20 protein-coding genes are annotated in these 24,675 nt (G+C 73.4%); 6 read left to right on the forward strand and 14 right to left on the reverse strand.

The features are described from left to right. Positions 1 to 39: 39 nt before the first annotated feature. The 3 genes from CCO04_RS24815 to CCO04_RS24825 form a co-directional block, all read right to left on the reverse strand. The gene (locus CCO04_RS24815; protein ID WP_252373856.1) at positions 40 to 1,836 is read right to left on the reverse strand and encodes a long-chain fatty acid--CoA ligase; all 1,797 of its coding nucleotides are present in this window, start codon (positions 1,834 to 1,836) and stop codon (positions 40 to 42) included. 82 nt (positions 1,837 to 1,918) lie between these two features. After that, positions 1,919 to 2,608, reverse strand: a complete 690-nt coding sequence (locus CCO04_RS24820; RefSeq protein ID WP_215816864.1) for an MOSC domain-containing protein — start codon at positions 2,606 to 2,608, stop codon at positions 1,919 to 1,921. Between the two features lie 21 nt (positions 2,609 to 2,629). Then, on the reverse strand, positions 2,630 to 3,565 hold the full coding sequence (locus CCO04_RS24825) for an aminoglycoside phosphotransferase family protein (RefSeq protein WP_308281516.1): 936 nt from the start codon (positions 3,563 to 3,565) through the stop codon (positions 2,630 to 2,632). A gap of 44 nt (positions 3,566 to 3,609) precedes the next feature. Here CCO04_RS24825 and CCO04_RS24830 point away from each other — a divergent pair, with 44 nt between their 5' ends. Then, complete coding sequence (locus CCO04_RS24830; RefSeq protein WP_215816865.1) at positions 3,610 to 4,311, forward strand: N-acyl homoserine lactonase family protein; 702 nt, start codon at positions 3,610 to 3,612, stop codon at positions 4,309 to 4,311. On the opposite strand, the gene CCO04_RS24835 is transcribed toward CCO04_RS24830, so the two are convergent. Both CCO04_RS24835 and lepA read right to left on the reverse strand, forming a co-directional pair. Next, positions 4,308 to 4,814 carry a GNAT family N-acetyltransferase gene (locus CCO04_RS24835; RefSeq protein WP_215816866.1) on the reverse strand — a complete coding sequence of 169 codons (507 nt, stop codon included), beginning with the start codon at positions 4,812 to 4,814 and terminating at the stop codon, positions 4,308 to 4,310. The two genes, CCO04_RS24830 and CCO04_RS24835, sit on opposite strands and share 4 nt — an antisense overlap. After that, positions 4,811 to 6,688 carry a translation elongation factor 4 gene (gene lepA, locus CCO04_RS24840; RefSeq protein ID WP_215816867.1) on the reverse strand — a complete coding sequence of 626 codons (1,878 nt, stop codon included), beginning with the start codon at positions 6,686 to 6,688 and terminating at the stop codon, positions 4,811 to 4,813. The genes CCO04_RS24835 and lepA overlap by 4 nt, the downstream gene beginning before the upstream one ends. A 114-nt stretch (positions 6,689 to 6,802) precedes the next feature. Here lepA and CCO04_RS24845 point away from each other — a divergent pair, with 114 nt between their 5' ends. From CCO04_RS24845 to rpsT, 3 genes are all read left to right on the forward strand, one after another. Further along, positions 6,803 to 8,395: an alkaline phosphatase gene (locus CCO04_RS24845; RefSeq protein ID WP_215816868.1), complete on the forward strand. Its 1,593-nt coding sequence runs from the start codon at positions 6,803 to 6,805 to the stop codon at positions 8,393 to 8,395. A gap of 34 nt (positions 8,396 to 8,429) precedes the next feature. Further along, positions 8,430 to 9,356, forward strand: coding sequence for a hypothetical protein (locus CCO04_RS24850; RefSeq protein ID WP_308281517.1), 927 nt, complete (start codon positions 8,430 to 8,432; stop codon positions 9,354 to 9,356). Positions 9,357 to 9,520: 164 nt separating this feature from the next. Beyond that, positions 9,521 to 9,781 (forward strand): 30S ribosomal protein S20, encoded by a 261-nt coding sequence (gene rpsT, locus CCO04_RS24855; protein ID WP_215816870.1) that lies wholly within the window; start codon positions 9,521 to 9,523, stop codon positions 9,779 to 9,781. A 164-nt stretch (positions 9,782 to 9,945) separates the two neighbouring features. Here rpsT and holA read toward each other — a convergent pair whose 3' ends face one another. Both holA and CCO04_RS24865 read right to left on the reverse strand, forming a co-directional pair. Continuing rightward, positions 9,946 to 10,917: a DNA polymerase III subunit delta gene (gene holA, locus CCO04_RS24860; RefSeq protein ID WP_215816871.1), complete on the reverse strand. Its 972-nt coding sequence runs from the start codon at positions 10,915 to 10,917 to the stop codon at positions 9,946 to 9,948. Between the two features lie 28 nt (positions 10,918 to 10,945). Then, positions 10,946 to 13,297 (reverse strand): ComEC/Rec2 family competence protein, encoded by a 2,352-nt coding sequence (locus tag CCO04_RS24865; RefSeq protein WP_215816872.1) that lies wholly within the window; start codon positions 13,295 to 13,297, stop codon positions 10,946 to 10,948. Positions 13,298 to 13,324: 27 nt separating this feature from the next. On the opposite strand from CCO04_RS24865, the gene CCO04_RS24870 reads away from it, so the two are divergent. After that, on the forward strand, positions 13,325 to 14,362 hold the full coding sequence (locus CCO04_RS24870) for an HPP family protein (RefSeq protein WP_215816873.1): 1,038 nt from the start codon (positions 13,325 to 13,327) through the stop codon (positions 14,360 to 14,362). Between the two features lie 96 nt (positions 14,363 to 14,458). On the opposite strand, the gene CCO04_RS24875 is transcribed toward CCO04_RS24870, so the two are convergent. Beyond that, positions 14,459 to 15,412 carry a helix-hairpin-helix domain-containing protein gene (locus tag CCO04_RS24875; protein WP_215816874.1) on the reverse strand — a complete coding sequence of 318 codons (954 nt, stop codon included), beginning with the start codon at positions 15,410 to 15,412 and terminating at the stop codon, positions 14,459 to 14,461. A gap of 144 nt (positions 15,413 to 15,556) precedes the next feature. Next, entirely contained in the window at positions 15,557 to 16,453 is an 897-nt protein-coding gene (locus tag CCO04_RS24880) for a DegV family protein (protein WP_215816875.1), read from the reverse strand. A 78-nt stretch (positions 16,454 to 16,531) separates the two neighbouring features. On the opposite strand from CCO04_RS24880, the gene CCO04_RS24885 reads away from it, so the two are divergent. After that, on the forward strand, positions 16,532 to 16,792 hold the full coding sequence (locus tag CCO04_RS24885; protein WP_215816876.1) for a hypothetical protein: 261 nt from the start codon (positions 16,532 to 16,534) through the stop codon (positions 16,790 to 16,792). Positions 16,793 to 16,806: 14 nt separating this feature from the next. Here the strand turns inward: CCO04_RS24885 and leuS are convergent, their stop codons facing one another. The 5 genes from leuS to CCO04_RS24910 form a co-directional block, all read right to left on the reverse strand. Further along, the gene (gene leuS / locus CCO04_RS24890) at positions 16,807 to 19,305 is read right to left on the reverse strand and encodes a leucine--tRNA ligase (RefSeq protein ID WP_215816877.1); all 2,499 of its coding nucleotides are present in this window, start codon (positions 19,303 to 19,305) and stop codon (positions 16,807 to 16,809) included. Positions 19,306 to 19,428: 123 nt separating this feature from the next. Further along, complete coding sequence (locus CCO04_RS24895) at positions 19,429 to 21,207, reverse strand: ABC transporter ATP-binding protein (protein WP_215816878.1); 1,779 nt, start codon at positions 21,205 to 21,207, stop codon at positions 19,429 to 19,431. Then, on the reverse strand, positions 21,204 to 22,886 hold the full coding sequence (locus CCO04_RS24900) for an ABC transporter ATP-binding protein (protein ID WP_215816879.1): 1,683 nt from the start codon (positions 22,884 to 22,886) through the stop codon (positions 21,204 to 21,206). The genes CCO04_RS24895 and CCO04_RS24900 overlap by 4 nt, the downstream gene beginning before the upstream one ends. Continuing rightward, complete coding sequence (locus tag CCO04_RS24905) at positions 22,879 to 23,661, reverse strand: ABC transporter ATP-binding protein (RefSeq protein ID WP_215816880.1); 783 nt, start codon at positions 23,659 to 23,661, stop codon at positions 22,879 to 22,881. Before CCO04_RS24905 ends, CCO04_RS24900 begins: the two co-directional genes overlap by 8 nt. Beyond that, complete coding sequence (locus tag CCO04_RS24910; RefSeq protein ID WP_308281518.1) at positions 23,658 to 24,671, reverse strand: iron chelate uptake ABC transporter family permease subunit; 1,014 nt, start codon at positions 24,669 to 24,671, stop codon at positions 23,658 to 23,660. The genes CCO04_RS24905 and CCO04_RS24910 overlap by 4 nt, the downstream gene beginning before the upstream one ends. Positions 24,672 to 24,675 lie beyond the last annotated feature (4 nt).

The following is a 24,675-nucleotide window of genomic DNA, read 5'->3' on the forward strand; positions in this document are numbered from 1 at the left end:
CAGTGAAGCCACGCCCCCTGTGCGCCTGCTGTGACGAGGTCAGGAACCCGCGTAGAAGCTCGCGATCAGGTCGGAGTTGTTGGCCTCGACCACGCCACGCTTCACCTTGAGCGACGGGGTGAGCTCGCCGGACTCGATGGAGAGGTCGTGGTCGAGCAGCCGCCACTTCTTCACCGTCTCCCAGCGGTTGAGCTGGGTGTTGAGCTCGTCGACGTACTCGCCGACCATCGCCTTGACCGCCTCGTCGTTGACGAGCTCGGTGTAGCTCACGCCGGACTTGCCGTTCTCGGCCGCCCAGCCCGCGATGGCGTCGGGGTCGAGGGTGATCAGCGCCGAGACGAAGTTGCGCTCGGCGCCGAAGACCATGAACTGGCTGACGTAGGGGCAGATCGCCTTGAACTTCGCCTCGATGGCGGGCGGGGCGATGTACTTGCCGCCGGAGGTCTTGAAGAGCTCCTTGATCCGGCCGGTGATGGTCAGGAAGCCCTCGGCGTCGAGCTCGCCCTTGTCACCGGTGCGCAGCCAGCCGTCGGCGGTGAGGGCGTCGCGGGTCGCGTCGTCGCGGTTGTGGTAGCCCGCCATGACGTGCGGGCCCTTGAGCTGGACCTCGCCGCCCTCGCCGATGCGGACCTCGGTGCCCGGGAAGGCCTGACCGACGCTGCCGATCTTGTAGGCGTCGGGGTGGTTGACCGTCGCGCCCGCGGCGTTCTCGGTCATGCCGTAGCCCTCGAGGATGAGGACGCCGGCCGCGTGGAACCACGCGGCGATGTCGGCGTTGAGCGCGGCCGAGCCGGAGATGAAGAACTTCACCCGGCCGCCGAAGCGGTCCCGGACCTTGCTGAAGACCAGCTTGTCGAACAGGCCGTGCTGGAGCTTGAGCAGCAGCGGGACGGACTTGCCCTGGCGCTGGAGCTCGTCGACCTTGATGCCGACGGCGAAGGCCTTCTTGAAGATCTTCTCCTTGGCGCCGCCCTCGGCGGCCTGCATGGTGACGATCCGGGCGTGCGCCTTCTCGAAGATGCGCGGCGCGGCGCCCATGAACGTCGGCTTCACGATGCCGAGGTTGTCGACGATCTTGTCGACGCGGCCGTCGATGGCGGTCGCGAAGCCGCACGCGAGCTGGGTCGAGAGCAGCACCTTGCCGAACGAGTGGGCCATCGGCAGCCACAGGAACTGCAGGTCGTCCTCGTGCAGGATGTCCTGGACCTTGATCGCCTCGCCCTCGAACACCCAGGCGCGGTGGAGCGTGCGCACGCCCTTGGGCTTGCCCGTGGTGCCGGAGGTGTAGATCAGGGTGGCGAGCTGGTCGGGGGCGATGCCCTTGGCGACCTGCTCGACCGCGCCGGGGTTCTCGGCGAGGTAGCCGTCGCCGAGCTCGGCCAGCTGGTCGAGCGAGATGATCCAGTCGCCGTCGGCGAGGCTCGCGTCGAAGACCACGACCTTGTCCACGGCCGGCAGCTCGGCGCGGTGGTCGCGCAGCTTGGCCAGCTGGGACTCGTCCTCGGCGAAGACGATCCGGCTCTCCGAGTCACCCAGGATGTACGCCGTGTCCTCGCCGCCCGTCGACGGGTAGACGGTGGTCGTCGCACCACCGGCGCACATGATGGCGAGGTCGGCGAGGATCCACTCGTAGCGCGTCGAGGACGCGATGCCCACCCGCTGCTCGGGCTCGAGGCCCAGCGCGAGGAGGCCGGCGGCGAGCCGGCGTACCCGGTCCCCGGCCTGGCGCCAGGTCACCGACTCCCAGGCGTCGTCCCCCCGCGGAAAGCGGAATGCCTCGCGTTCACCGCTCTTCTCGACTCTGTCGAGGAACTGCACCGCGCAGTTCGGGGGCATGTGATCGAGGAAACTCGTGTCGTGGTTGATGGGCATGACGCTCCTGCATGCTCGTCCGAGACCGGCGTGACTGACCAGTAACCTAGATCACTGGTTCAACTGGCGGTAGCGGCGACGCCGTCCTCTGGACGAATTCCTCCGCTTTCTCACGCGCTTTGGCGCTCAGACCGTCGATCACGAGCAGCTCGGGCAGCCGGCTACGGTCGGTGTTGAGCGCGACGAACATGTCGCGGACGGTGATCCCGTGCCCCGGCACGTGCACCACCTCGACCGCGTCGCCGGCCGCGATGGTGCCGGGCCGGAGGACCCGCAGGTACGGCCCCGGGCGACCGGCCGCGGTGAAGCGCTTGACCCAGGCACGCGGGTCGTAGCCGCTCTCCCCCATCCAGCCCTTGAAGTCGTTGCAGGGCGTGCGGACGTAGGCGACCTCGAACAGCGCGCCCGCGGCCGGGTCGCCGACCTGGAGCCGGGTGCCGACCTCGAGCGCGTTGAGGTCGAGGCCGGACGTGGTGAGGTTCTCGCCGAACTGGCCGTCGCGGATCGGCAGGCCGAGCTCGGCCTCCCAGAAGTCGAGGTCCTCGCGGGCATAGGCGTAGACGGCCTGGTCCGGGCCGCCGTGGTGCTTCGTGTCGCAGACGGAGTCGCCGGCGAGGCCGAGCGGCTCGACGGCGACCGGGCCGGTCACGGCGCGCTTGTCGATGGAGGTGCGGCCGAGTCCGGCCCACTCCTTCTGCTGCGGGCTGCCGACGCTGATCGAGATGACGTGGGGCACCCCTCGATTGTCCCCCACCGCTCAGTCATGGACGGCTTTGGCGACGGTGATGCAGGCGGTGACGTGCTCGCGCTCGTCGTCGTCGAGCGGGCGATGGGCCCGGACGGCGTCCTCGTGCGCCCAGTGCGCGTTGAGCACCGAGCGCACGATCGCCCAGTCCCGGGCGCGGTCCTCGTCGAGACCCGCGGCATCGACGATCGTGTGGAACCGGCGGCGGATGCCGTCGCGCACCGAGCCGAACGCGCCGGGGGCGGCGTACTCGTCGAAGCGGTCGCGCAGCATCGGCTCCAGCTCGTAGTGCGGGTCGCCGTTGGCCGGCTTGGGGTCGATCACCAGCCAGGTGTCCGTGTCGTCGCGGCGCCCGCGCAGCACGTTGCCGTAGTGGAGGTCGGCGTGGATGACCGCCGTGGCCGGCTCCTGGGTGAGCTCGCGGGCGAGGCCGAGCGCCTGGTCGACGAGCCGGCGCGGGATCGGCACGTCCTTGGCGTCACGGCGCAGCGCGTCCGCCCACTGCTCGACGTACGACGCCTGGGCGCGCAGCTGCGGCATCGGCGGCACGTGCAGGCCGGCGTACAGACCGGCGACGACCTCGCACGCCTCGACGTCCCAGCTCTCGGTGAGGTCCTCGCGGTCGAGCCGCTCCAGCAGCATCGCCCGGCGACCGGGGTCGGCGCGCAGCAGCCGCACCGCGCCGCGGCCCCGCCAGCGCTGGAGCGCGAGGTGCTCGTGCTCGGACTCGTCGTCGGGAAGGCCGACCTTGAGCGCCGCCGGCGTCCCGTCGGCGGTCGTCACCGGCAGCACCAGCGAGCAGAACCCGTGCCAGCTCTCCCCCTCGGGCGTGAGCTCCCACGCGTCGAGCACGGCCTGCGTCGTCGCGGGCAGCCCGTCGAGCCACGCGGCCCACTCGGGACCGAGGTGGCGCTGCTCGTCGAGCTCGGTCGGGACGGTCACGGGCACCCGACCATCCCAGCACAGCGCCCAACTGGCCTACCGTGCAGGTCATGCGCTCCGACGACGTACGCCGCCTCGACCTCGGCACCTTCGTCCGGCCCGGCTCCGAGACCGAGACCGGCGAGCCGCGGGTCGAGGCCGTCCACGGCTATGTCGTCCGGACGCCGGCCGGCGTCCTGCTGCTCGACACCGGCCTCGGCGACGCCGGCCCGGAGACCGAGGCGCACTACCGCCCGCGCCGGGTGCCGGTCGCGGCGGCGCTCGCGACGGCCGGGCTGAGCCCCGATGACATCGCGATCGTCGTCAACTGCCACCTGCACTTCGACCACATCGGCGAGAACCCGCGCTTCGCCGGGCGCCCGATCGTCGTCCAGCGCCGCGAGCTGGCCACCGCGCGCGACGCGACCCAGCCCGACTACACGGTCCCCGCGCTCGTCGACTTCGCCGGCGCGCGCTACGAGACCCTCGATGGGGAGGCGGAGATCGCGGCGGGCGTCCACGTCGTACCGACGCCGGGGCACGTGGCCGGGCACCAGTCGCTGGTCGTCGCGTGCGACGACGGCACCGTCGTCCTGGCAGGACAGGCCCACGACACCGCCTCGCAGTGGTCCGCCGACGTCCTCGCGGCCCGGGCCGCCGCCCTCGGCCACGAGCCGCCGCTCCCGCTCCCGAGCCCGTGGATGGAGCGGATCCTCGCCTTCGACCCCCGCCGGGTGCTGTTCGCGCACGACGCGGCGGTGTGGACGCCCTAGGGCGCGAGGGGCGTCGTCCGGATCCAGTGGTCGGGCGGGACGCCGGGCTTGCCCGGCACGGGCTCCTCGGTCTCGGTCCACGCCGTGCCCCAGGCGGTGGTCGCGACCTTGCGCCAGAACCGGACGGCCCGCTCGTTGTCGTGCTGGAACGGGATCTCCCAGGGCCCCGGGTGCCGGCCGATGACCTCGAGGGCGAGGTCCCGCGCGAACCCGTCGCGGCGCGCGGCCGGGACGACGAAGAACGCCTGCATGATCCGGCTCGGCGCATCGAGCCCGCGCACCAGCGCGAACGCGACGGGCGCGTCCTCACCGGTCGCGGGGTGCGCTCGCCAGCTCAGGTAGCCGCAGCGGTCGGGCGCGGGGTACTCGTCGAGCCACTCGTGCCGGTAGCGCCCGTCGGCGTACGGGAAGCCGTCGACGACGACGCCGAGGTCGTGCCGGAAGTCCTGCCACAGCCACGCGACGACGTCCCACTGGTCGTCGCGGACCGGGCGCAGGCTCACTTCTTCGGCTTGTCGCCGGCCGGTCCGGTGGTCGACAGCGCGGCGACGAAGGCCTCCTGGGGCACCTCGACCCGGCCGACCATCTTCATCCGCTTCTTGCCTTCCTTCTGCTTCTCGAGCAGCTTGCGCTTGCGGCTGATGTCACCGCCGTAGCACTTGGCGAGCACGTCCTTGCGGATCGCGCGGATGTTCTCGCGGGCGATCACCCGGGCGCCGATGGCGGCCTGGATGGGCACCTCGAACTGCTGCCGGGGGATGAGCTCCTTGAGCTTGCCCGCCATCATCACGCCGTAGGAGTACGCCGCGTCCTTGTGGACGATCGCGGAGAAGGCGTCGACCGGCTCGCCCTGGAGCAGGATGTCGACCTTGACCAGGTCGGAGGCCTGGTCACCGGAGCGCTCGTAGTTGAGCGAGGCGTAGCCCTTGGTCTTGGACTTGAGCTGGTCGAAGAAGTCGAAGGCGATCTCGCCCATCGGCAGCGTGTAGCGCATCTCGACGCGGTCCTCGGAGAGGTAGTCCATGCCGAGGAGGTTGCCGCGCTTCTGCTGGCAGAGCTCCATGATCGTGCCGATGTAGTCGGCGGGCGCGAGGATCGTGGCGTTGACGACCGGCTCGCGGACCTCGGCGATCTTGCCCTCGGGGTACTCGCTGGGGTTGGTGACGATGTGGACGGTGCCGTCCTCCATGTGCACCTCGTAGACCACGTTGGGCGCGGTCGAGATGAGGTCGAGGTTGAACTCCCGCTCGAGCCGCTCGCGGGTGATCTCCATGTGGAGCAGGCCGAGGAAGCCGCAGCGGAAGCCGAAGCCGAGGGCGCCGGAGGTCTCGGGCTCGAAGGTCAGGGCCGCGTCGTTGAGCTGGAGCTTCTCGAGCGCGTCGCGCAGCGTCGGGTAGTCGTCGCCGTCGATCGGGTAGAGGCCCGCGAACACCATCGGGTTCGGGTGCTCGTAGCCGCCGAGCGGCTCGGCGGCCTGGCGTCCGTTGACCGTGACGGTGTCACCGACGCGGGACTGGCGCACGTCCTTGACGCCGGTGATCAGGTAGCCGGTCTCGCCGACGCCGAGCTTGGCCGCCTTCATCGGCTCGGGGCTGATCACGCCGACCTCGAGCATCTCGTGGAGCGCGCCGGTCGACATCATCTTGATCTTGTCGCGGTGGGAGAGCTCGCCGTCGACCACCCGGACGTAGGTCACCACGCCGCGGTAGGTGTCGTAGACCGAGTCGAAGATCAGGGCGCGGGCCGGGGCGGCGGCGTCGCCGACGGGGGCCGGGACCGACTTCACGATCTCGTTGAGCAGGGCCTCGACGCCGACACCGGTCTTGGCGGAGGTGAGCAGCACGTCCTCGGGCTCGCAGCCGACGAGGTTGGCCAGCTCGAGGGCGTACTTCTCGACGTTGGCGCTGGGCAGGTCGATCTTGTTGAGCACCGGGATGATGTGCAGGTCGGCGCCCATGGCGAGGTAGAGGTTCGCCAGCGTCTGGGCCTCGATGCCCTGGGCGGCGTCGACCAGCAGGACGGCGGCCTCGCACGCCTGGAGCGAGCGGGAGACCTCGTAGGTGAAGTCGACGTGCCCCGGGGTGTCGATCATGTTGAGGACGTAGGTGCCCGGGTCGGCACCCGCCTCGTTGTCGGCCTGGACGGTCCAAGGCATCCGGACGGCCTGGCTCTTGATCGTGATGCCGCGCTCGCGCTCGATGTCCATCCGGTCGAGGTACTGCGCCTTCGCCTCGCGCTCACCCACGACACCGGTCAGCTGGAGCATCCGGTCGGCGAGGGTCGACTTGCCGTGGTCGATGTGCGCGATGATGCAGAAGTTGCGGATGATCGCGGGGTCGGTGTGACCCGGCTGCGGGGCGGCGGCTGCGACGGACATGGTCCGGCCATTCTTCCAGGGTCGGGCGGGTTCAAGAATTCGCCGTCCGCGGTTCACCGCCGGATCGCCCGCCCGGCACCCCCGCGTTCGCCCGGAACCGATGGGCTGGGCGTCATGACCTCGGACCTCTCGGACCCCTCGGCTCCCTCCGCCTCCTCGGCTCTCCCCTCCCGCCGGCACCTGCTGCTCGGCGCCGGCGCGGCCGGCGCCGCCGCCCTGTACGGCGGCCGCGCCGCCGCCGCTCCCCTGCTCGTGCGCCGGGACCGCCCGGCGCTCACCCTCGGCGTCCAGTCGGGCGACGTCCGGCCGGGCTCGGCCATGCTCTGGGCGCGCGCCGACCGGCCCGCGCGCCTGGTCGCCGAGATCAGCCGCGACCCGTCGTTCCGCAAGGTCCGCACCGTCCGCGGCCCGGTGGTCACGCCGGGGACCGACCTCACCGGCGCCTTCCCCCTGCACGGGCTCCCGCCGAGCACCGACCTGCACTACCGGATCCGCGCCGTCGACCTCCACGACCACCGAGCGGTCTCGGCGCCCTCGACCGGGCGGCTGCGCACGGCACCGCGCCGCGGGGACGACGTACGGTTCCTGTGGTCCGGGGACATCGCCGGTCAGGGGTGGGGCGTGAACCCGGACCTCGGCGGCTTCCGGATCGCCGACGCGATGCGCGCCCGCCGGGCCGACTTCTTCCTGTGCAGCGGCGACAACGTCTACGCCGACGGCCCGGTGCAGCCGAGCGTCGCGCTCCCCGACGGCTCCACCTGGCGCAACCTGGTGATCCCGGAGAAGACCAAGTTCGCCGAGACGCTCGCCGAGTACCGCGGCCAGTACCGGTACAACCTGATGGCCGACAACTGGCGCGCCTTCCTCGGCGAGACCGCGCAGGTCACCCAGTGGGACGACCACGAGGTCACCAACAACTGGTACCCCGGCGAGATCCTCGACGACGCCCGCTACACCGAGAAGCGGGTCGACGTCCTGGCCGCGCGGGCTCGCCGCGCCTTCCACGAGTACGTGCCGGTCGCGCCGATCTCGCCCGACCCCGACGGCCGGGTCTACCGGGTGATCCCGTACGGCGAGCACGTCGACCTCTTCGTCCTCGACATGCGCACCCACAAGGACCCCAACACCGGCGACCGCGAGACGACCGGCGACGGCGGCGTGCTCGGCGAGCGGCAGACCCGCTGGCTGATCCGCGAGCTGCAGCGCTCCCGGGCGACCTGGAAGGTGATCGCCAACGACCTGCCCCTCGGGCTCGTCGTCCCCGACGGCCCGACCGCGCAGGAGGGACTCGCCCAGGGCGACCCGGGCGCGCCGCTGGGCCGCGAGATCGACATCGCCCGGGTGCTGACCGCGCTCCGGCGCGCCGGGATCCGCAACCACGTGTGGCTCACCGCGGACGTGCACTACACCGCGGCCCACCACTACTCCCCCGACCGCGCCGCCTACCAGGACTTCGACCCGTTCTGGGAGTTCGTCTCCGGCCCACTCAACGCCGGAGCCTTCGGCCCGAACGCGCTCGACGCCACGTTCGGCCCCCGCGCCGAGTTCGTCGCCGCACCCCCGGCGCCCAACGCCTCGCCGGCCCAGGGCTTCCAGTTCTTCGGCGAGGTCGAGGTCGACGGCCGGACCGGCCAGCTCACGGTCACGCTGCGCGACGTGGCCGGCGCCGCGCTCTACACCCGGACGCTCGACCCCGCGCGCCGCTGACCCGGTCGGGAGCCGCGCCCGCGATGATGTGGGCGTGTTCCCGACGACCATCCCCCACGGCCGGACGGCACGCCGCCTGGCGTGGGTCCACCTGCCGCCGCTCGTACGGCGCGCCGTCGAGCAGCGGCTCGGCGCGCCCGTGGTCGAGGCGGTCTCGCAGGGCGGCGGGTTCACCCCGGGGTTCGCATCGGTGCTCACCTGCGCCGACGGCACCCGGGCGTTCGTGAAGGCCGCGTCGGTCAAGGCCCAGCGCCCCTTCGCCGAGTCCTACCGCGAGGAGTCGGTCGCGCTCGCCGGCCTGCCGGCCGCCGTACCGGCGCCGGGGCTGCTGTGGGCCGAGGAGGTCGAGGAGTGGTTCGTCCTCGCCACCGAGCACGTCGAGGCCCGCGCCCCCCACCGCCCCTGGACCGACGCCGACCTCGCCGCCGCCTCCGCCCTGCTCGTCACCACCGCCGAGCTGCTCACCCCCGCCCCGGCCTGCTTCACGACCACCGCCGAGGAGGAGTTCGGCAGCTGGCCGGCCCTCTGGACCAGGCTCGAGCACCCGCACGCAGCCGAGCTCGCCGCCCTCACCGCCCGCTACGGCGACGTCGTCGCCGGCGAGACCCTCGTCCACACCGACGTCCGCGACGACAACATCCTGGTCCGCCCCGACGGCACCGCGCTCCTCTGCGACTGGAACTGGCCCGTCCGCGGCGCCGCCTGGCTCGACTCGCTGCTCCTGCTCATCGGCCCCCGCGGCGACGGCCTCGACGTCGACGCCCACCTCGCCGCGCACCCCCTGCTCGTGGACGTGCCGCCCGAGCACCTCGACGTCTTCCTGGCCCTCGTCCTCGGGTACTTCACGCTGTCGGCCTCCCAGCCCACGCCGCGCACGTCGCCGTACGTGCGGACGGCGCAGGCGTGGCAGCGCGACGTCCTCGACGACTGGCTCGCCGAACGACGAGGCTGGGACCGCTGAGCGCTCCGCGCCCGGATTTGGGCGGCCGTTCACCGCGCTGTTAGCCTTGCTCGTCGCGACTCTGCGTTCCCGCCTGCCCGTCTTCCGACGGTCAGGACCACGGCGACCGAGACGCGCACCGGACCAGAACCAGCATCCACTTTGAACAACAGAGGCGAGTAAACGTGGCGAACATCAAGAGCCAGATCAAGCGCAACAAGCAGAACGAGAAGCGGCACGAGCGCAACAAGGCCGTCAAGACCGGCCTGAAGACCGCCATCCGCAAGTTCCGCGAGGCCGCCGCTGCCGGCGACAAGGAGAACGCTGCTCTCCTCGCCCGCGAGGCCACCAAGAAGCTCGACAAGGCCGCCTCCAAGGGCGTCATCCACAAGAACCAGGCGGCGAACCGCAAGTCGTCGATCACCAAGCAGGCCGCCTCTCTCTGAGAGCACCCTGCTGGCTCTGGTCCTGAGCCATCACGTCAAGGGAGTCCCCGTCGCCGGGGGCTCCCTTCGTGATTTTCGGGTGCGGTGGGCGGCGCGCCCCGGGGCCCGGTGCGGTCTCAGGCGCGGCGGGTCTCAGGCGTGGCGGGTCTCAGGCGTGGCGGGTCTCAGGCGCGGCGCAGCGAGGTGATCGTCAGGACCAGCCGCTCGAGCGCGTAGGAGGCGTCGCTCGCGGCGCCCTTGATGTCGGCATCGGCCTGGGCCACGGCCCGGATCGCGCGGGCCAGCCCCGCCTCGGACCAGCCGCGTGCCTGGTCGCGCAGGGAGCGCAGCTTCCACGGCGGGACCCCGACCTCGCGGGCCAGGTCCGCGTCGCGCATCCCGCGGGGCGCGCTGACCAGCCGGGCCAGGCCGCGAGCGCTGCCGGCGAAGGCAGAGGTAATGAGGACGGCCGCGGTCCCCGAGTCGAGCGCCCAACGCAGCTCCTCGAGCGCGACCCGGTCGCGGCCCGCGAAGGCGGCGTCGGCCACGGCGAAGGACTTCGCCTCGGCCCGGCCGCCGAAGTAGCGGCGGACCTCGGCCTCGCCGATCCGGCCGCCAGGGAAGTCGTTGGTCAGCTGGTGGGCCGCCCCGGCCAGGGAACGCAGGTCCTTGCCGATCGCCTCGATCAGGACGTCGGCGGCCTCGCGGTCGATGGTGGCGCCGTAGCGGCGTACCTCGTGGGCGACGAAGCCGGCGAACTCCGACGGCTTGAGCTCCTCGGACTTGTGCTCGGTCACGGCCCCGAGCTTGCGCAGCTTGGTCAGCACGCCGCTGCCCTTCTGCCCGCCGCCGTGCACGAGGACCAGCGCGACGTCGTCGACCGGCTGCGCGGCGTAGCCCAGCAGCCCCTCGACCGACTCGTCGGGGAGGTTCTCCAGCCCGCGGACCACGACGCAGCGCACCGCCGAGAACAGCGACGGCGCCGACATCTCGCCCAACGTGGCCAGGGTCAGCTCAGAGGCAGCGCTCTCGGCGAACTCCGCCTCCGCGTCGTACCCGCGCACCGTCGCCTTGACCTCGTCAACCGTGCGCGCACCGAGAAACTCCTCCTTGCCGGTGACCAGCGTGACTCGTCCCAGCACGTCCTCGGCCCGCATGCGCTCACCTTCCCACACCCCGGCGACATCACCTCCGGGTGGCCACCGTGACCCGGCCGCCCGGGGAGCCGGAACTTGGAGCGAGGACCGCCAGGTCGCCCTCGCGATCGGTACGGCGGACCTCCGCGCCGGCCTGCTGCAGCGCCTGGACCACGGCGGGCGCCGGGTGTCCGTAGCCGTTGTCGGCGCCGACCGAGATGAGCGCCACCTCGGGGTGCAGGGAGGTGAGCCAGTCGCGGTCCTGGTGGGAGCTGCCGTGGTGCGGCACCTTGAGCACGTCGATGTCGAGGTCGACGCCGCCCCGGAGCCGTCGTGCCAGCTCGGCCTGACCGGTTGGTTCCAGGTCGCCGGTGAGCAGGATCCGGACGCCCGCCACCTCGACCAGGAGCACCACGCTCGCGTCGTTGGCGGCGCCGCCGTCGGTGTCGTCGCTGGCGGGGCCGGCGGGGCCGGCGGGGCTGCTCCGTCGGGTGGGTGCGGCGGCGGGCGCGGCGGGGTGGAGGACCTGGAGGGTCGCGGTGCCGATCCGGCGGGTGCTGCCGAAGGGTGCCGTCGTGACGGGGACGCCCGCCTCCTGGGCGGTCCGGTCGACGAGCTCGGCGCCGGCGGGTGGGTCGCGGACCGAGGTGGTCTCGATGGCGCCGACCCGACGGTCGTGGAGCACCCCGGGCAGGCCGTCGATGTGGTCGGCGTGGAAGTGGGTGAGGAGGACGAGTGGCACCTGTTCCACGTCGAGCCGGTCGAGGCAGTCGTCGACGGCATCGGGTTCGGGGCCGGCGTCGACCACGATCGCGGCCCGGGGGCCGGCGTTGAGCACGAGGGCGTCGCCCTGGCCCACGTCGCACGCGACGAGGACCCAGTCCGGGGGCGGCCAGGGGCCCGTCCGCGACCAGAACCGTCCGGGTACGCCGAGGACGACGAGGAGCAGCAGCACCGCGAGTCCGACGCCGAGGACCGGCCGGCGGACCAGCACCGGCAGCGCGACGGCGAGCAGGAGGCACAGGACCACCAGGAGTCCGATCGCGACCGGCCCGCTCCCCCACCCGATCGCGGCGCCCGGCAGGGCGGCCCCGCGCTCCGCGATCTCGACGAGTCCGGCGACGCACCAGGCGGCCGCCGTACCGGCGAGGCGGCCTCCGGCCGGCCAGACCAGGCCGACGAGCCCGCCGACCAGCCCGAGCACCGTGGCCGGGGCGACGAGGGGGCCGGCGAGGAGGTTCGCGACGACGGCGACGAGGCTGACCTGGCCCGAGAGCACGGCGATGACCGGGGTGCAGGCCAGCTGTGCCGCCGTCGGCACCGCGACCGCCTCGGCCAGGCCGCGCGGCAGCCAGCGCCCCAGGGCGGCGGCCAGCGGGAGGCCAAGGAGCACGATCCCGCCCGTGGCGAGCACCGACAGCGCGAACCCGGGGGCCAGCGCCAGCCCCGGCTGGACCAGCACCAGCGCCGCCACCGCGACGCCGAGCGCGCGCAGTCCGCGCCGGCGACCGTCCGGCCCGAAGGCGAACAGGGCGACCCCGCCCATCACGGCTGCGCGGAGGACGCTCGGCTCGGTCCGGGCCAGGAGGACGAAGCCCGCGATCCCGAGCAGCCCGACGACGACCAGCCCGCGGCTGCGCACGCGAGCGGCGCGCGCCACCAGTAGGAGGGCGCCTACGACGAGGGTCAGGTTCGTCCCGCTGACGGCGGTCAGGTGGGTGAGCCCGGTCGTGCGGAAGTCCTCCTGGAGGTCGGCCGGCAGACCAGCGTCGTCACCGTCGACCAGCGCGGGGACCAGTCCGGCCTGCTCCGGCGGCCGGTGGGCGACGGCGTCGCGGATCGACGCTCGCAGCGCTCCCGACGCGCGCCACCACGGGCTGGCCCGGGCGAGGCGGTACGGCGTACCGACGTCGGTCAGGAGGGCCGCCGTGTCCGGGTCGTCGGCCGGGGCGAGCCGGCCGACCGTGCGGACCCGCTCGCCGAGGGCGACGTCGGTCCAGACCGGGTCGCCGATCAGGACGAGCGTGCCGCCGACCTCGAGCCGGTGGCGCCGGGAGGACACCTCCCCCACCCGAAGCCGTACGACGGCCCGGGGCCCCGCGCGCGTCGCGACCACCCGCGGGTCGGAGATCACGGTGGCCACGACCTCGGCCGTCGCGCGCTGCTCCGCCAGTGCGTGGACGGGCGAACCCCGCACCGCGTCGTGGCGCAGGAGCGTCACCGTCACGGCCGTCGTAGCGAGGAGGACCACGACCGCGAAGAGCCGGCGCTGCCCTGCCGAGGCCGCTCGGGCACGACGGCCGAGGAGCACCGCGACGGCGAGGACCAGCAGGTAGGCGACGCCGCCGAGCCGGGTCGCCGCGATCGCCCCGAGCCAGACTGCCGCACTCAGCAGCGGCATCCGGAGGTCGTGGCTAAGGTTCCGCGGGTGACCCGCTACCACGCTCCCGAGCTCGCCCGCGGCGCGCTCGGCGCCCTGATCGGCATCGCCGTCGCGGGGGCGAGTGCCCGGGCCGTCCCGGGCGGACCCGAGCTGCTGCCGTTCATCGTGGCCCCGATGGGTGCCTGCGCCGTGCTGCTGTTCGCCGTCCCGGCGAGCCCTCTCGCCCAGCCGTGGCCGGTGCTCGGGGGCAACCTGATCTCGACCGCGGTGGGCCTGAGCGCGCACTGGCTGTTCGACGACGTGCTCCTCGCTGCGGCGGTCGGGGTGGGTGCGGCGATCGGCGTGATGATGCTGCTCGGCTGCCTGCACCCGCCCGGCGGCGCCTGTGCGCTGCTGGCCGCGACCGCGACGCCGGCCATCCACGACCAGGGGCCGCTGTTCGTGCTGTCGCCGGTCGCCGTGAACACGGTCGTGCTGCTGCTCGTCGCGATCGCGGTGAACAACCTGAGCGGCAAGCGGTACCCGCACCGGCCGGCTCCGCCTGCGCCGGCCGGACCGGCCGCGGAGGCCCTGGGCATCACGACCCCGGACGTCGAGGAGGCGATGAAGCGGCTCGCCGACCGGCTCGACGTACTGCCGGCGGACATCGTGGCGATCGTGCGTGACGCCGAGACCCACGCGTTGGACCGGCGGCTGGGGTCGATCCCGGTCGCCCGGATCATGAACACCGACGTCGCCGTGGTGCACCCGTTCGAGTCGATCTACCGGGCGCGGACCCTGATCGTGCAGCGGCAGGTGAAGACGCTGCCGGTGATCGACGAGGAGCGGCGGGTGATCGGGGTGGTGTCGATCATCGACCTCTTCACCCGCGACATCGTCGAGCTGGAGACCGTCGACTCGATCATGCGCACCGAGGTCACGACGATCCCGCAGGAGACGCCGGTCGCGGACCTGGTGCCGATGATGACGAGCGAGGGCTACAAGAACGTGCCGGTCGTGGACTGCGAAGGCCGGTTGGCCGGGATGATCACGCGCGGTGAGCTGATCGCGGTGTTGCACCGGGCCCTGCTCGGGGCGGGCTGAGGCGGACCGCGCGGGGCCGGCGGGGCCGGCTCGGCTAGCTCTCCCGGCGCGGGCGGCGCGGGCGGCGGGACCAGCGGGGCGGCTCATGGCAGCGCCTCACACCGTCACGTGCGGGAGCAGCTGCTCGAGCGTTTTTGGTCCGATGCCGTCGACTTCGAGGAGCTCGCCGACGCGGGTGAAGCCGCCGTGCTCGGTACGCCAGGTGAGGATGGACTGGGCGGTGACGGGGCCGACCTGCGGGAGGGCTTCGAGCTCGGTCTGACCGGCGGTGTTGAGGTTGACCAGCGGCGTGGGGCCCGGGCCGGCGGGACCACCGGGGGCGCCGGAAGCGGCACCGGGAGCGGGGGCAGCGGCGGCGGGGGCGGGAGCAGCCCGCGTACCGACGACGACCTGCTCGCCGTCGACGAGCACCCGGGCGAGGTTGAGCGGAGACAGGTCGACGCCCTTGCGGGGGCCTCCGGCGGCGGCGAGGGCGTCGGTGACCCGCGCCCCCTGGTCCAGTACGACGATCCCGGGGCGGCGCACCTTGCCTGTCACGTCGATCGTGACGGTGCCCGTGCCCGTGGTCGCGGACCCCGGCGCGGCTGAGGGCGAGGGTGAGGTCAGCGGGACGAGGGGATCCGAGGCGGTGTCGGCCGCGGCAGCGACCGGGGTGAGCGGGGCGGCCGGGTCGAGGGGATGGCCTTGGTCGCGCACGATCCACCAGGTGGTGAGGGCGAGTCCGAGGGCGATGGTGAGGGCGACGACCGCGAGGTGGGCGACGCCGAGCACGGGCAGCGCGGGGAGGGAAGGGAGCGGCGGGCGCCAGGAGCCGCGTCGCGCCGCGTGGCGTCCGGGCAGCGGGAGCTCGGGGGCGACCGGCGCGGCGGGGGTGAGCGGTGGGACCGGTGGGAGGGCGGCGATCCGGGTGTGATCGGCCCACCAGGCGTCCTCGGCGGGCTCGGACGGCTCGACGGGAGCGGCAGTGGGAGCGGCAGGCGCGAGCTGGGCGAGACGACGGAGCGCGGTGGGGTCGGAGCGGTCGGCGGGAGTGCGGCGGACGAGGGGCATGGGGGAACGCTAGGCAGGGGTGGCCGGAGGGCGAGGGGGCCGGAGGGGCGCTGTGGAAGGGGGAGGGCCGGGGCGCCGGGGGTGGAGGAAGAGTGGCTGTGGGTGGTGCGGGAGGGGCGGGAGTGACGCCCGGGCGACGGCGGCTCAGGCCTCGGAGGTGGCGGGGGGTGCGAGGGGCTCGACGGGCGCGACGCAGATCGCGAGCATGCCCGGTCCGACGTGGGCGCCGAGGACGCCGCCGAGCTCGACGCAGCGCACGGCTTCGCCGGTGCAGGCGGGGATGAGCCGCTCCCCCAGCTGCTCGCCGAGGCGCTCGGCCAGGGCGAGGGCGCGCTCCTCGGCGGCGAGGTGGGCGACGCAGACCTCGACGGTGGCCTCGCCGGCGGCTTCGAGGGCGAGGGCCTCGAGGCGGGCGATCGCCTTGGCGGCGGTGCGGACCTTGGCCTGGGGGGCGATGACGCCGTCGACGATGCCGAGGAGGGGCTTGACGGCCAGGGCGCCGCCGAAGACGGCGGCGGCGGCGCCGACCCGGCCGCCGCGGCGGAGGTACTCGAGGGTGTTGACGTAGAAGAGCGAGGTGGCGGCCGCGGCGCGGGCGCGGGCCGCGGCGGCGGCCTCGGCCGCCGTACCGCCGCCGGCGATGACGGCGAGGGCGGACTCGACGGCGTAGCCGGTCGCGACGCCGACCTGGCGGGTGTCGACGCAGGTGACCGGTACCGGGGCGGTGCGGGAGGCGACGAGGGCGGACTCGAAGGTCCCGCTGACCTCGGCGGACAGGTGCACCGAGACGATCTCGGTCGCGCCGCCGGCGGCGAGCTCGGCGTAGAGGTCGGCGAAGACCGTCGGGGCGGGGCGGGAGGTGCTGACCGCATGCTTCTCGCGCAGGGCGACGGCGAGCCGCTCGGGGGTGACCTCGTCGGCGCCCTCGTCGTAGACGTCGTCGTCGATGACCACCTGCAGCGGTACGACGCGAACCCCCCGCGCCGCGGCGACCTCGGCCGGGACGGTCGAGGTGGAGTCGGTGACCACGACGATCGACATGGGCCGAGGTTATCGGTAGCAGCCTCAGAGCGCCCGCCGCGCGAGGCCGCCCGGACGCCGGTGGCCTACAGTCGCGCCATGGCGACGATCAAGGCCCAGCCCGACGACAGGACGCTGCTGGTCTTCGACGGGCAGGTGCTGGAGATGTTCGGCCGCACCGACACCCACCGCCTGCACGTCTGGCAGCGCCCGCGCCTGACCCTCACCGACGGCAAGCGCCCGCGGGCCAAGATCACGTGCGCGATCGGCCCCAGCCACGACTTCCCGTACGACGCCCACCGCCGCGCCGAGCTCGAGGCCCTCGCCGCGGCGCTCGAGGACACCGACAGCGAGGGCTGAGCAGCCCCGTCGTCTCAGACGACGATGTTGACGAGCTTGGGCGCGCGGACGATGACCTTGCGCACCGGACGCCCGTCGATCGCCTTGGCCACGCCGGGGTCGGCGAGGGCGGCGGCCTCCAGGTCGGCCTCGGAGATGTCCGGGGAGACCTCCAGGCGGGCGCGCACCTTGCCCTGGATCTGGACGACGGCCGTGACCGCGTCGTCGACCAGCAGCGCGGGATCGACGTCCGGCCAGGGCGCGTTCGCGACGGTCGGCTGGTGGCCCAGGCGCTCCCACATCTCCTCGGCCGTGTAGGGCGCGACCATCGACAGCAGGATCGCGACGGTCTCGGCCGCCTCGCGCACGGCGGGGTCCGCAGGGCCGCAGCCGCTGTCGATCGCCTTGCGGGTGGCGTTGACCAGCTCCATGGTGCGGGCGATGACGACGTTGAAGCGGTAGGACTCCAGCAGCTGGGCCGCCTCGTGCACGGTCTTGTGGGTGACCTTGCGCAGCGCGACGTCGCCGTCGGCCGGCGCGACGCCGGGGGCCGAGGTCACGTCACCGGACAGGCGCCAGGCGCGCTGCAGGAACTTCGCCGACCCGGCCGGCGAGACGTCGGCCCAGTCGACGTTGTCCTCGGGCGGGCTCGCGAAGACCAGGGTCAGCCGGACGGCGTCGACCCCGAACTCCTCGAGTTGTCCCCCCAGACTGACGCCGTTGCCCAGCGACTTGCTCATCTTGCGGCCGTTGTTGATGACCTTGCCCTGCGACAGGTACGCCGAGAACGGCTCGTCCCAGTCGATCAGCCCCATGTCGCGCAGCACCTTGGTGAAGAAGCGCGCGTACAGCAGGTGCAGGACGGCGTGCTCGTCGCCGCCGATGTAGAGGTCGATCGGCCCCCACGCCTTGGCCAGCGCGGGATCGAAGGCCTGGGTGCTGTCGTGGGCCGACAGGTAGCGGAAGAAGTACCACGACGAGTCGACGAAGGTGTCCATCGTGTCGGTGTCGCGGGTCGCCGGTCCACCGCACTGGGGGCAGGTGACCTCGACCCATTCACGCGCGGCGCCCAGCGGCGAGGTCCCCTTGGGCTTCAGGTCGGCGCCGCGCAGCTCGGGCAGCTCGACGGGCAGCTGGTCCTCGGGAACGGGCACCTCGCCGTCGACCGGGCAGTGGATGATCGGGATGGGCGCGCCCCAGTAGCGCTGCCGCGACAGCAGCCAGTCGCGCAGCCGGAAGTTGACGGTGCCGTCGCCGGACCCGATCTCGGTCAGGTGCGCGATGGTGGCGCTCTTGGCCTCGGCGACCGACAGGCCGTTGAGGTCGAGCGCCGACGTCACGCCGGGCGCGGGCGAGTTGATCGCCGGCCCCTCGCCGTTGAACGCCTCACCCTCCCAGTCGGCGGGCGGCTCGGTGGTGCGCAGGATCGGCAGGCCGAACTTCGTGGCGAACTCCCAGTCGCGCTGGTCGCCGCCGGGCACGCCCATGACCGCGCCGGTGCCGTAGTCGGCCAGCACGTAGTCGGTCGCCCAGACCGGCAGCTTCTCGCCGGTCAGGGGGTTGGTCGCGTGGACGCCCAGGAAGACGCCGGTCTTGGGCCGGTCGGTGGCCAGGCGGTCGATGTCGCTGGCCTTGCGGATCTCGTCGCGGTAGGCCTCGAAGTCGGCGCGGTGCTCGTCGGTGACCAGCTCCTCGGCCAGCTTGGCGTCGACCGCGACGACCATGAACGTCGTACCGAACAGGGTGTCGGGACGCGTGGTGAACACGGTGACCGGCTCGTGACCCTCGACCTCGAAGGTGACGTGAGCACCCTCGGAGCGGCCGATCCAGTTGCGCTGGGCGTTGACGACCTTGCCGATCCACGACCCCTGCAGGTCGTCGAGGCAGTCGTACAGCTCCTGGGCGTACTCGGTGGTCTTGAAGTACCACTGGGTCAGCTCGCGCTTGGTGACGACGGCGCCGCAGCGCTCACAGGTGCCGTCGGCCAGCACCTGCTCGTTGGCCAGCACGGTCTGGTCGTTGGGGCACCAGTTGACCGGCGAGTTCTTGCGGTAGGCCAGGCCCTTCTCGCGGAACTTCAGGAACAGCCACTGGGTCCACTTGTAGTACTCGGGGTCCGAGGTGTGCAGCCGGCGCGACCAGTCGAAACTGACGCCGTAGCGCTTCATCGAGGCGAACTGCGTCTCGATGTTGGCGTAGGTGTAGGTCGCGGGGTGCTCGTCGTTCTTGATCGCGGCGTTCTCGGCGGGCAGGCCGAAGGAGTCCCAGCCCATCGGGTTGAGCACCTCGTAGCCGCGCAGCCGCCAGTAGCGCGAGATCACGTCGTGGATCGCGAAGACCTCGGCGTGACCCATGTGCAGGTCGCCGCTCGGGTAGGGGAACATCGTCAGCGCGTAGCGCTTCTCGCGCTCGCCCGAGGTCACCGCCGCGTCGTCGGCACGGAAGGGATCGAGCGACTCCCAGACCGGCAGCCACTTCTCCTCGACCGCGTGCACGTCGTAGTGGACCTCGTTGTGGCCGTCGTTCTCGCTCATCTCAGCTCTCTCGTCTCTGCCCTGGACATGCAAAAGCCCCTCGACAGGGAGGGGCCGCCGCGTCGACCGGTCTGGTCGTCGACGCGGCTAGGTAAGAAGCAGGATCATCCGCACGCGGTCATCCTACTCCTCCCCTGCCTCCGGTCCCTCGTCCGTACCGCGGGCCCACGCGGCCCACAGCCGGGCGAACGGTCCCCCGGCGGCGCGCAGCGCGTCCGGGGTGTCGAGCTCGACGAGCCGGCCGTGCTCCATGACGGCGACCCGGTCGCAGCGCGCGGCCTGGCTGAGCCGGTGGGCGACGATGATCGTCGTCCGGCCGGCGGTGGCGCGCTCGATGGCCCCCTCGAGCTGGCGGGCACCGGCGCTGCCGGCCTCCGCCGTCGCCTCGTCCAGTACGACGACCGGCGGGTCCGCGAGCACCAGCCGGGCCAGCGCGACCTCCTGGGCCTGCAGCGCGGTGAGCGCATGACCGCCGGCACCGACCGTGGTGTCGAGCCCCTCCGGCAGCGCCCTCGCCCAGCCGAGCGCACCGACCAGGTCGAGCGCGGCGGTGAGCTCGTCGTCGCTCGCCTGGGGCGCGGCCAGGCGCAGGTCGTCGCTCAGGGAGCCGCGGAACAGGTGCACGTCCTGGGTGATGAGCGCCGCGGAGTGGCGCAGCACCTCGGGCGGCAGCTCGGCGGTGGTGGCACCGCCGAGCCAGACCGCGCCCGTGGTGGGCAGGCGCAGGCCGGTGACGAGCGCACCGAGCGTGGACTTGCCGGCGCCGCTGGCGCCGACGACGGCGAGCCGCTCCCCCGGGGCGACCTCGAAGGCGACCTCGTGCAGGACCGGGTGGTCGGGGTGGTAGCCGAAGCCGACGCCCGCGAACCGCACCGAGCGATCCTGCACCGGGACGTCGCTGCCCGCGGGCACCACGCGGCGCGGCGCGTCCAGCACGCCGACCAGACGGCCGAGGCCGGCCGCCGCGGACTGCACGTCCTCGAGCAGGGCGAGCACGATGTTGATCGGGTTGAAGAGCCGGATGAACATCAGCGCGGCCGCGGTCGCGTCACCCGCGGTGACCGCGTCGCGGGTGACCAGCCAGCCACCGACGACGAGGATCGCGCTCGTGCCGACGTACTCGGCGAGGTTGAGGCGCTGGAAGAACGTGGTCCGCATGACCACGGCGTCGAGGCGCAGCGACCGGGTGGCGAGGGCGCGCTCGCGGATGATCTCGCGGTGGCGCTCCCCGAGGCCGAAGGCGCGGACGGTGCCGCTGGCCTGGACGGACTCGAGGATCTGCTGCACCTCGGCGCCCTCGGCGGTGGCCAGCCGGCGGTACGTCGGCCCGGCCAGGCGGAGGTAGGCACGGGTCGCCCAGAGCTGGATCGGTACGGCGACCAGCGCGGCCAGCGCGAAGCGGTAGTCGACGAACGCCAGGCCCACCACGCTGAGCACGAGCGTGACGGCGGCGCCGCCGAACCGGCTCAGCACGGCACGGACGACCTCGGCGAGCGCCCGGACGTCCTGGCTGACCCGGGCGAGGAGGTCGCCGGTGCCGGAGTCCTCGACGATGCCGTAGTCGAGGTGGAGGGCGTGGTCGAGCACGTCCTCGCGCAGCTCGGCGACCGCCGGCTCGCCGACCTGGGCGATGAGCAGCTCGGCGACGAGGCCGGCCACGCCGGCCAGGGCCGCGAGCGCGACGAGCGCGAGGACCGGACCGGTCAGCGTGCCGCCGTCGGCGCCGGGCGCGAGGACCCGGTCGACGACGCGGCCGATGACGACCGGGACGGCGATGCCGGCGACCGCCGCGACGACCATCATCACGACGGCGGCGGCCGCGAGAGCGGCACGGGGACGCAGGATCCGGCGCAGCTCGCGCAGGATCGCGCGACCGGAGCCGATCCCGATCAGGGCGCTCATCGGAGCACCGCCGCGGCGTACTCGGTGTGGTCGAGCAGCGTGTGGTGGGTGCCGACGACGACCTCGCCGTCGAGCCACACCACCTCGTCGCAGGCGTCGAGGAGCACGGGGCTGGTGGTGAGCACGACCGTGGTCCGGTCGGCGCGGACGGCGACCAGGCGCTCGGCGATGAGCGCCTCGGTCACGGAGTCGACGGCGCTGGTCGGCTCGTGGAGCACCAGGACCGGGGCGTCCACGGCCAGCGCCCGGGCCAGGCCGACCCGCTGCCGCTGGCCGCCGGAGAGCAGGTGTCCGCCCTCGCCGACCTGGGCGTCGAGCCCGCCGGGGATGACGTCGAGGACGTCGGTGACGGCGGCGGCGTCGATGGCCGCGGCGACGGCGCCGGGGTCGCGGTCGGCACCGTCGACGTTGTCGGCGAGGGTGCCGGTGAAGAGGCGCGCGTCGTGCGGCGCCACGACGACGGTACGACGCAGCGCGGCCGGCTCGGCGGTGCTGAGGACGACGTCGTCCAGGCGGACCAGGTCGCCGTGCGGACGCGGCTCGCCGGTGAGCGCGGCGGCGAGGCGCTCGAGCTGCTCGGGGCTGCCGACCACACCGGTGGCGGCGCCGGGCCGGAACCGCAGCGCGCTGCCGGGCAGGTCGACGACCCGGCCGTCGACGTCGAGGGGGCCGGGCGGGTCGGCCAGCGACGCGTCGCCGTACGGCGGCGGCGGGGTCACCAGCACCCCGGAGACCCGCGCCGCGGCCGCGCGGACCGTGGCGAGCTCGGCGAAGGTGTAGGCGACCATCTGGAGCGGTCCGGACAGGAACTGGGCGAGACCGAGCGCGGCGACGAGGGCGCCGAGGCTGAGCCGGCCGTCGAGCGCGAGCCCGCCGGCGACCGCGACGGTCGCGGCGACCAGCAGGGCCGGCGCGAGCGCGGCCAGGGCCTCGAAGCCGGCGCCCGCACGAGCGCTGCGGAGCGCGGCGCCCAGGGCGTGCCCGCTGACCAGGCGGAAGCGGCGGCTGGCCGCGTCCTCGGCGGAGAGGCCCTTGAGCACGCGCAGCCCGGTGAGCAGGTCGGCTGCCGCGTCGGCCGCCTCGGCGCTGGCCTGGCGGTCGGCGATGACCCGGCGCTCCAGGAGGACCGAGGCGCGGTGCAGGAGCAGGGTCACGACGATGACGCCGACCACGACGACCAGGCCGACGACCGGGTGGATCCGCAGCAGCGCGACGACGGCGACGAGCATGCCGGCCAGGCCGGCGGCGAACATCTGGAGCACGCCCGAGCTCTCCGCGACGGTGCGGACGTCGGAGGAGGCGACCTCGGCCAGACCGCCGGAGCCGTTGTCGTGCGGCCCGACGCCGCGGACGTCGAGCAGGTGGGCCGCGACCCGGCGGCGCAGGGCGACCTCGGCGTCGGCGGCGACCCGGGTCGCCGTGCGGTCGAAGCAGCGGTAGGAGAACGAGAGCACGGCGAAGGTCACGGCCAGCACGAGCACCCAGCGCAGCAGGGCCTGGTCGTCGCGGGCGCTGACTCCGCGGTCGAGCGCGAGGCCGACGACGACCGGCACCATCGCCTCACCGGCCTGGTGGCCGATCGCGCAGACCGTCGCGAGCGTGACCCGCCACGGCTGCGCGGTGATCGCGTCGCGCAGCAGCCCGCCGGGGCTGGGCGCGCGGGTGGCCGGCTCAGCCATGGAGACCGCCGAGCGGCAGCACCAGGGGGGCGCCGGAGACCGGGTCGTCGATCACCTTGCAGGGCAGGTCGAAGACCTGCTCGATGGTCGCGGCCGTGACCACCTCGGCCGGACGGCCCTCGGCCACGATGGCGCCGTCGCGCAGGGCGACGATGCGGGTGCCGTAGCGCGCGGCCTGGTTGAGGTCGTGGAGCACCGCGACGATCGTGCGGCCCTCGCGGTTGAGCCGGGTGAGCAGCTCCATCAGCTCGATCTGGTGGGCGATGTCGAGGAACGTGGTGGGCTCGTCGAGCAGGAGCAGGCCGGTCTGCTGGGCGAGCACCATGGCGATCCAGACCCGCTGCCGCTGGCCGCCGGAGAGCTCCTCGACGAGGCGGTCGGCGAGGTCCGTCGTACCGGTGGCGTCGAGGGCCTCGCGGCACGCCGCCTCGTCCTCGCGCGACCACTGCCGCAGCGCCGACTGGTAGGGGTGCCGGCCGCGGCCGACCAGGTCGGCGACGGTGATCCCCTCGGGCGCGAGCGCGGTCTGGGGCAGCAGCCCGAGCCGGCGCGCGACCTCCTTGGAGCCGAGGCTGCTGATCGCCTTGCCGTCGAGCAGGACCTGGCCGCCGGTCGGCTTGAGCAGCCGGGACAGGGCACGCAGCAGGGTCGACTTGCCGCACGCGTTGGGCCCGACGATGACGGTGAACGAGCCGTCCTCGATGGTGAGGTCGACGTGCTCGCCGATCGGGCGTCCGGCGTAGCCGAACGTCAGGTCCTGTGCTTCGAGGGTCATCGGATCTCCTTGCGTGCCTGGACGAGAAGCACCCAGACGAGGTAGGCGCCACCGGCCACGATCGTCACGAGACCGACCGGGACCAGTGCGGGGAAGGCGTGCTGCGCGACGAAGTCGGCAACGACGACGAGGCAGGCGCCCATGGCCGCGGAGGGCACCCTACGGACACCCGCCGAGCGGGTCAGGCGCCGGGCCAGCTGGGGCGCCGCGAGGGCGACGAACGTGATCGGTCCGGCGACGGCGGTGACGCTCGCGGTGAGCGCGGTCGCACCGACCAGGAGGCCCAGCCGCGCCCGCTCCACCGGTACGCCGAGCGCCGCGGCCGCGTCGTCCCCCAGGTCGAGCGCGGCGAGGTGCCGGCCGAACCAGCACACGACCACCAGTCCGAGGGCGATGCCGATCGCCCCGGTGCGCAGGTCGGACCAGGTCAGCCCGTTGACGCTGCCGGCGCCCCAGACCGCGGCCATCTGGGCGATCGCGAGCGGCGCCTTGAGCAGCAGCCAGGTGGTCAGGGAGCCGAGCATCGCGGTGACGCCGATGCCGACGATGATGAGCCGGAAGCCGTGCACACCCTGGCGGTAGGCCAGCAGGTAGACCAGGAGCGCGGTGGCGATGCCGCCGACCAGCGCACCGGGCAGGACCAGCCGCGTCGAGTGGACCGCGACGATGGTGATCACCGCTCCGGCGTAGGCACCCGCGTCGAAGCCGATGATGTCCGGGCTGCCCAGCGGGTTGCGGGTCAGCGACTGGAAGACCGCGCCGGCGACACCCAGCGCTGCGCCGAAGACCAGGCAGAGGAGCACCCGCGGCAGGCGCCACTCGGTGACGACGGTCTCCAGCGCCGGGCTCGTGTGGCCCACGAGCGTGCGCACGACGTCGACCGCGGAGATCTGGACCTTGCCGATGGCCAGGCCGGCGATCGCGGCGGCGACCGCGACGAGGCAGAGCAGGATGGTGACGACGAGGGTCCGTGCCGGGACCCGCCACGAGAACGCGCTTCCGAGGCGCACCTGG

This window comes from Pimelobacter sp. 30-1, assembly GCF_018831735.1.
Taxonomy (GTDB): domain Bacteria; phylum Actinomycetota; class Actinomycetes; order Propionibacteriales; family Nocardioidaceae; genus Nocardioides.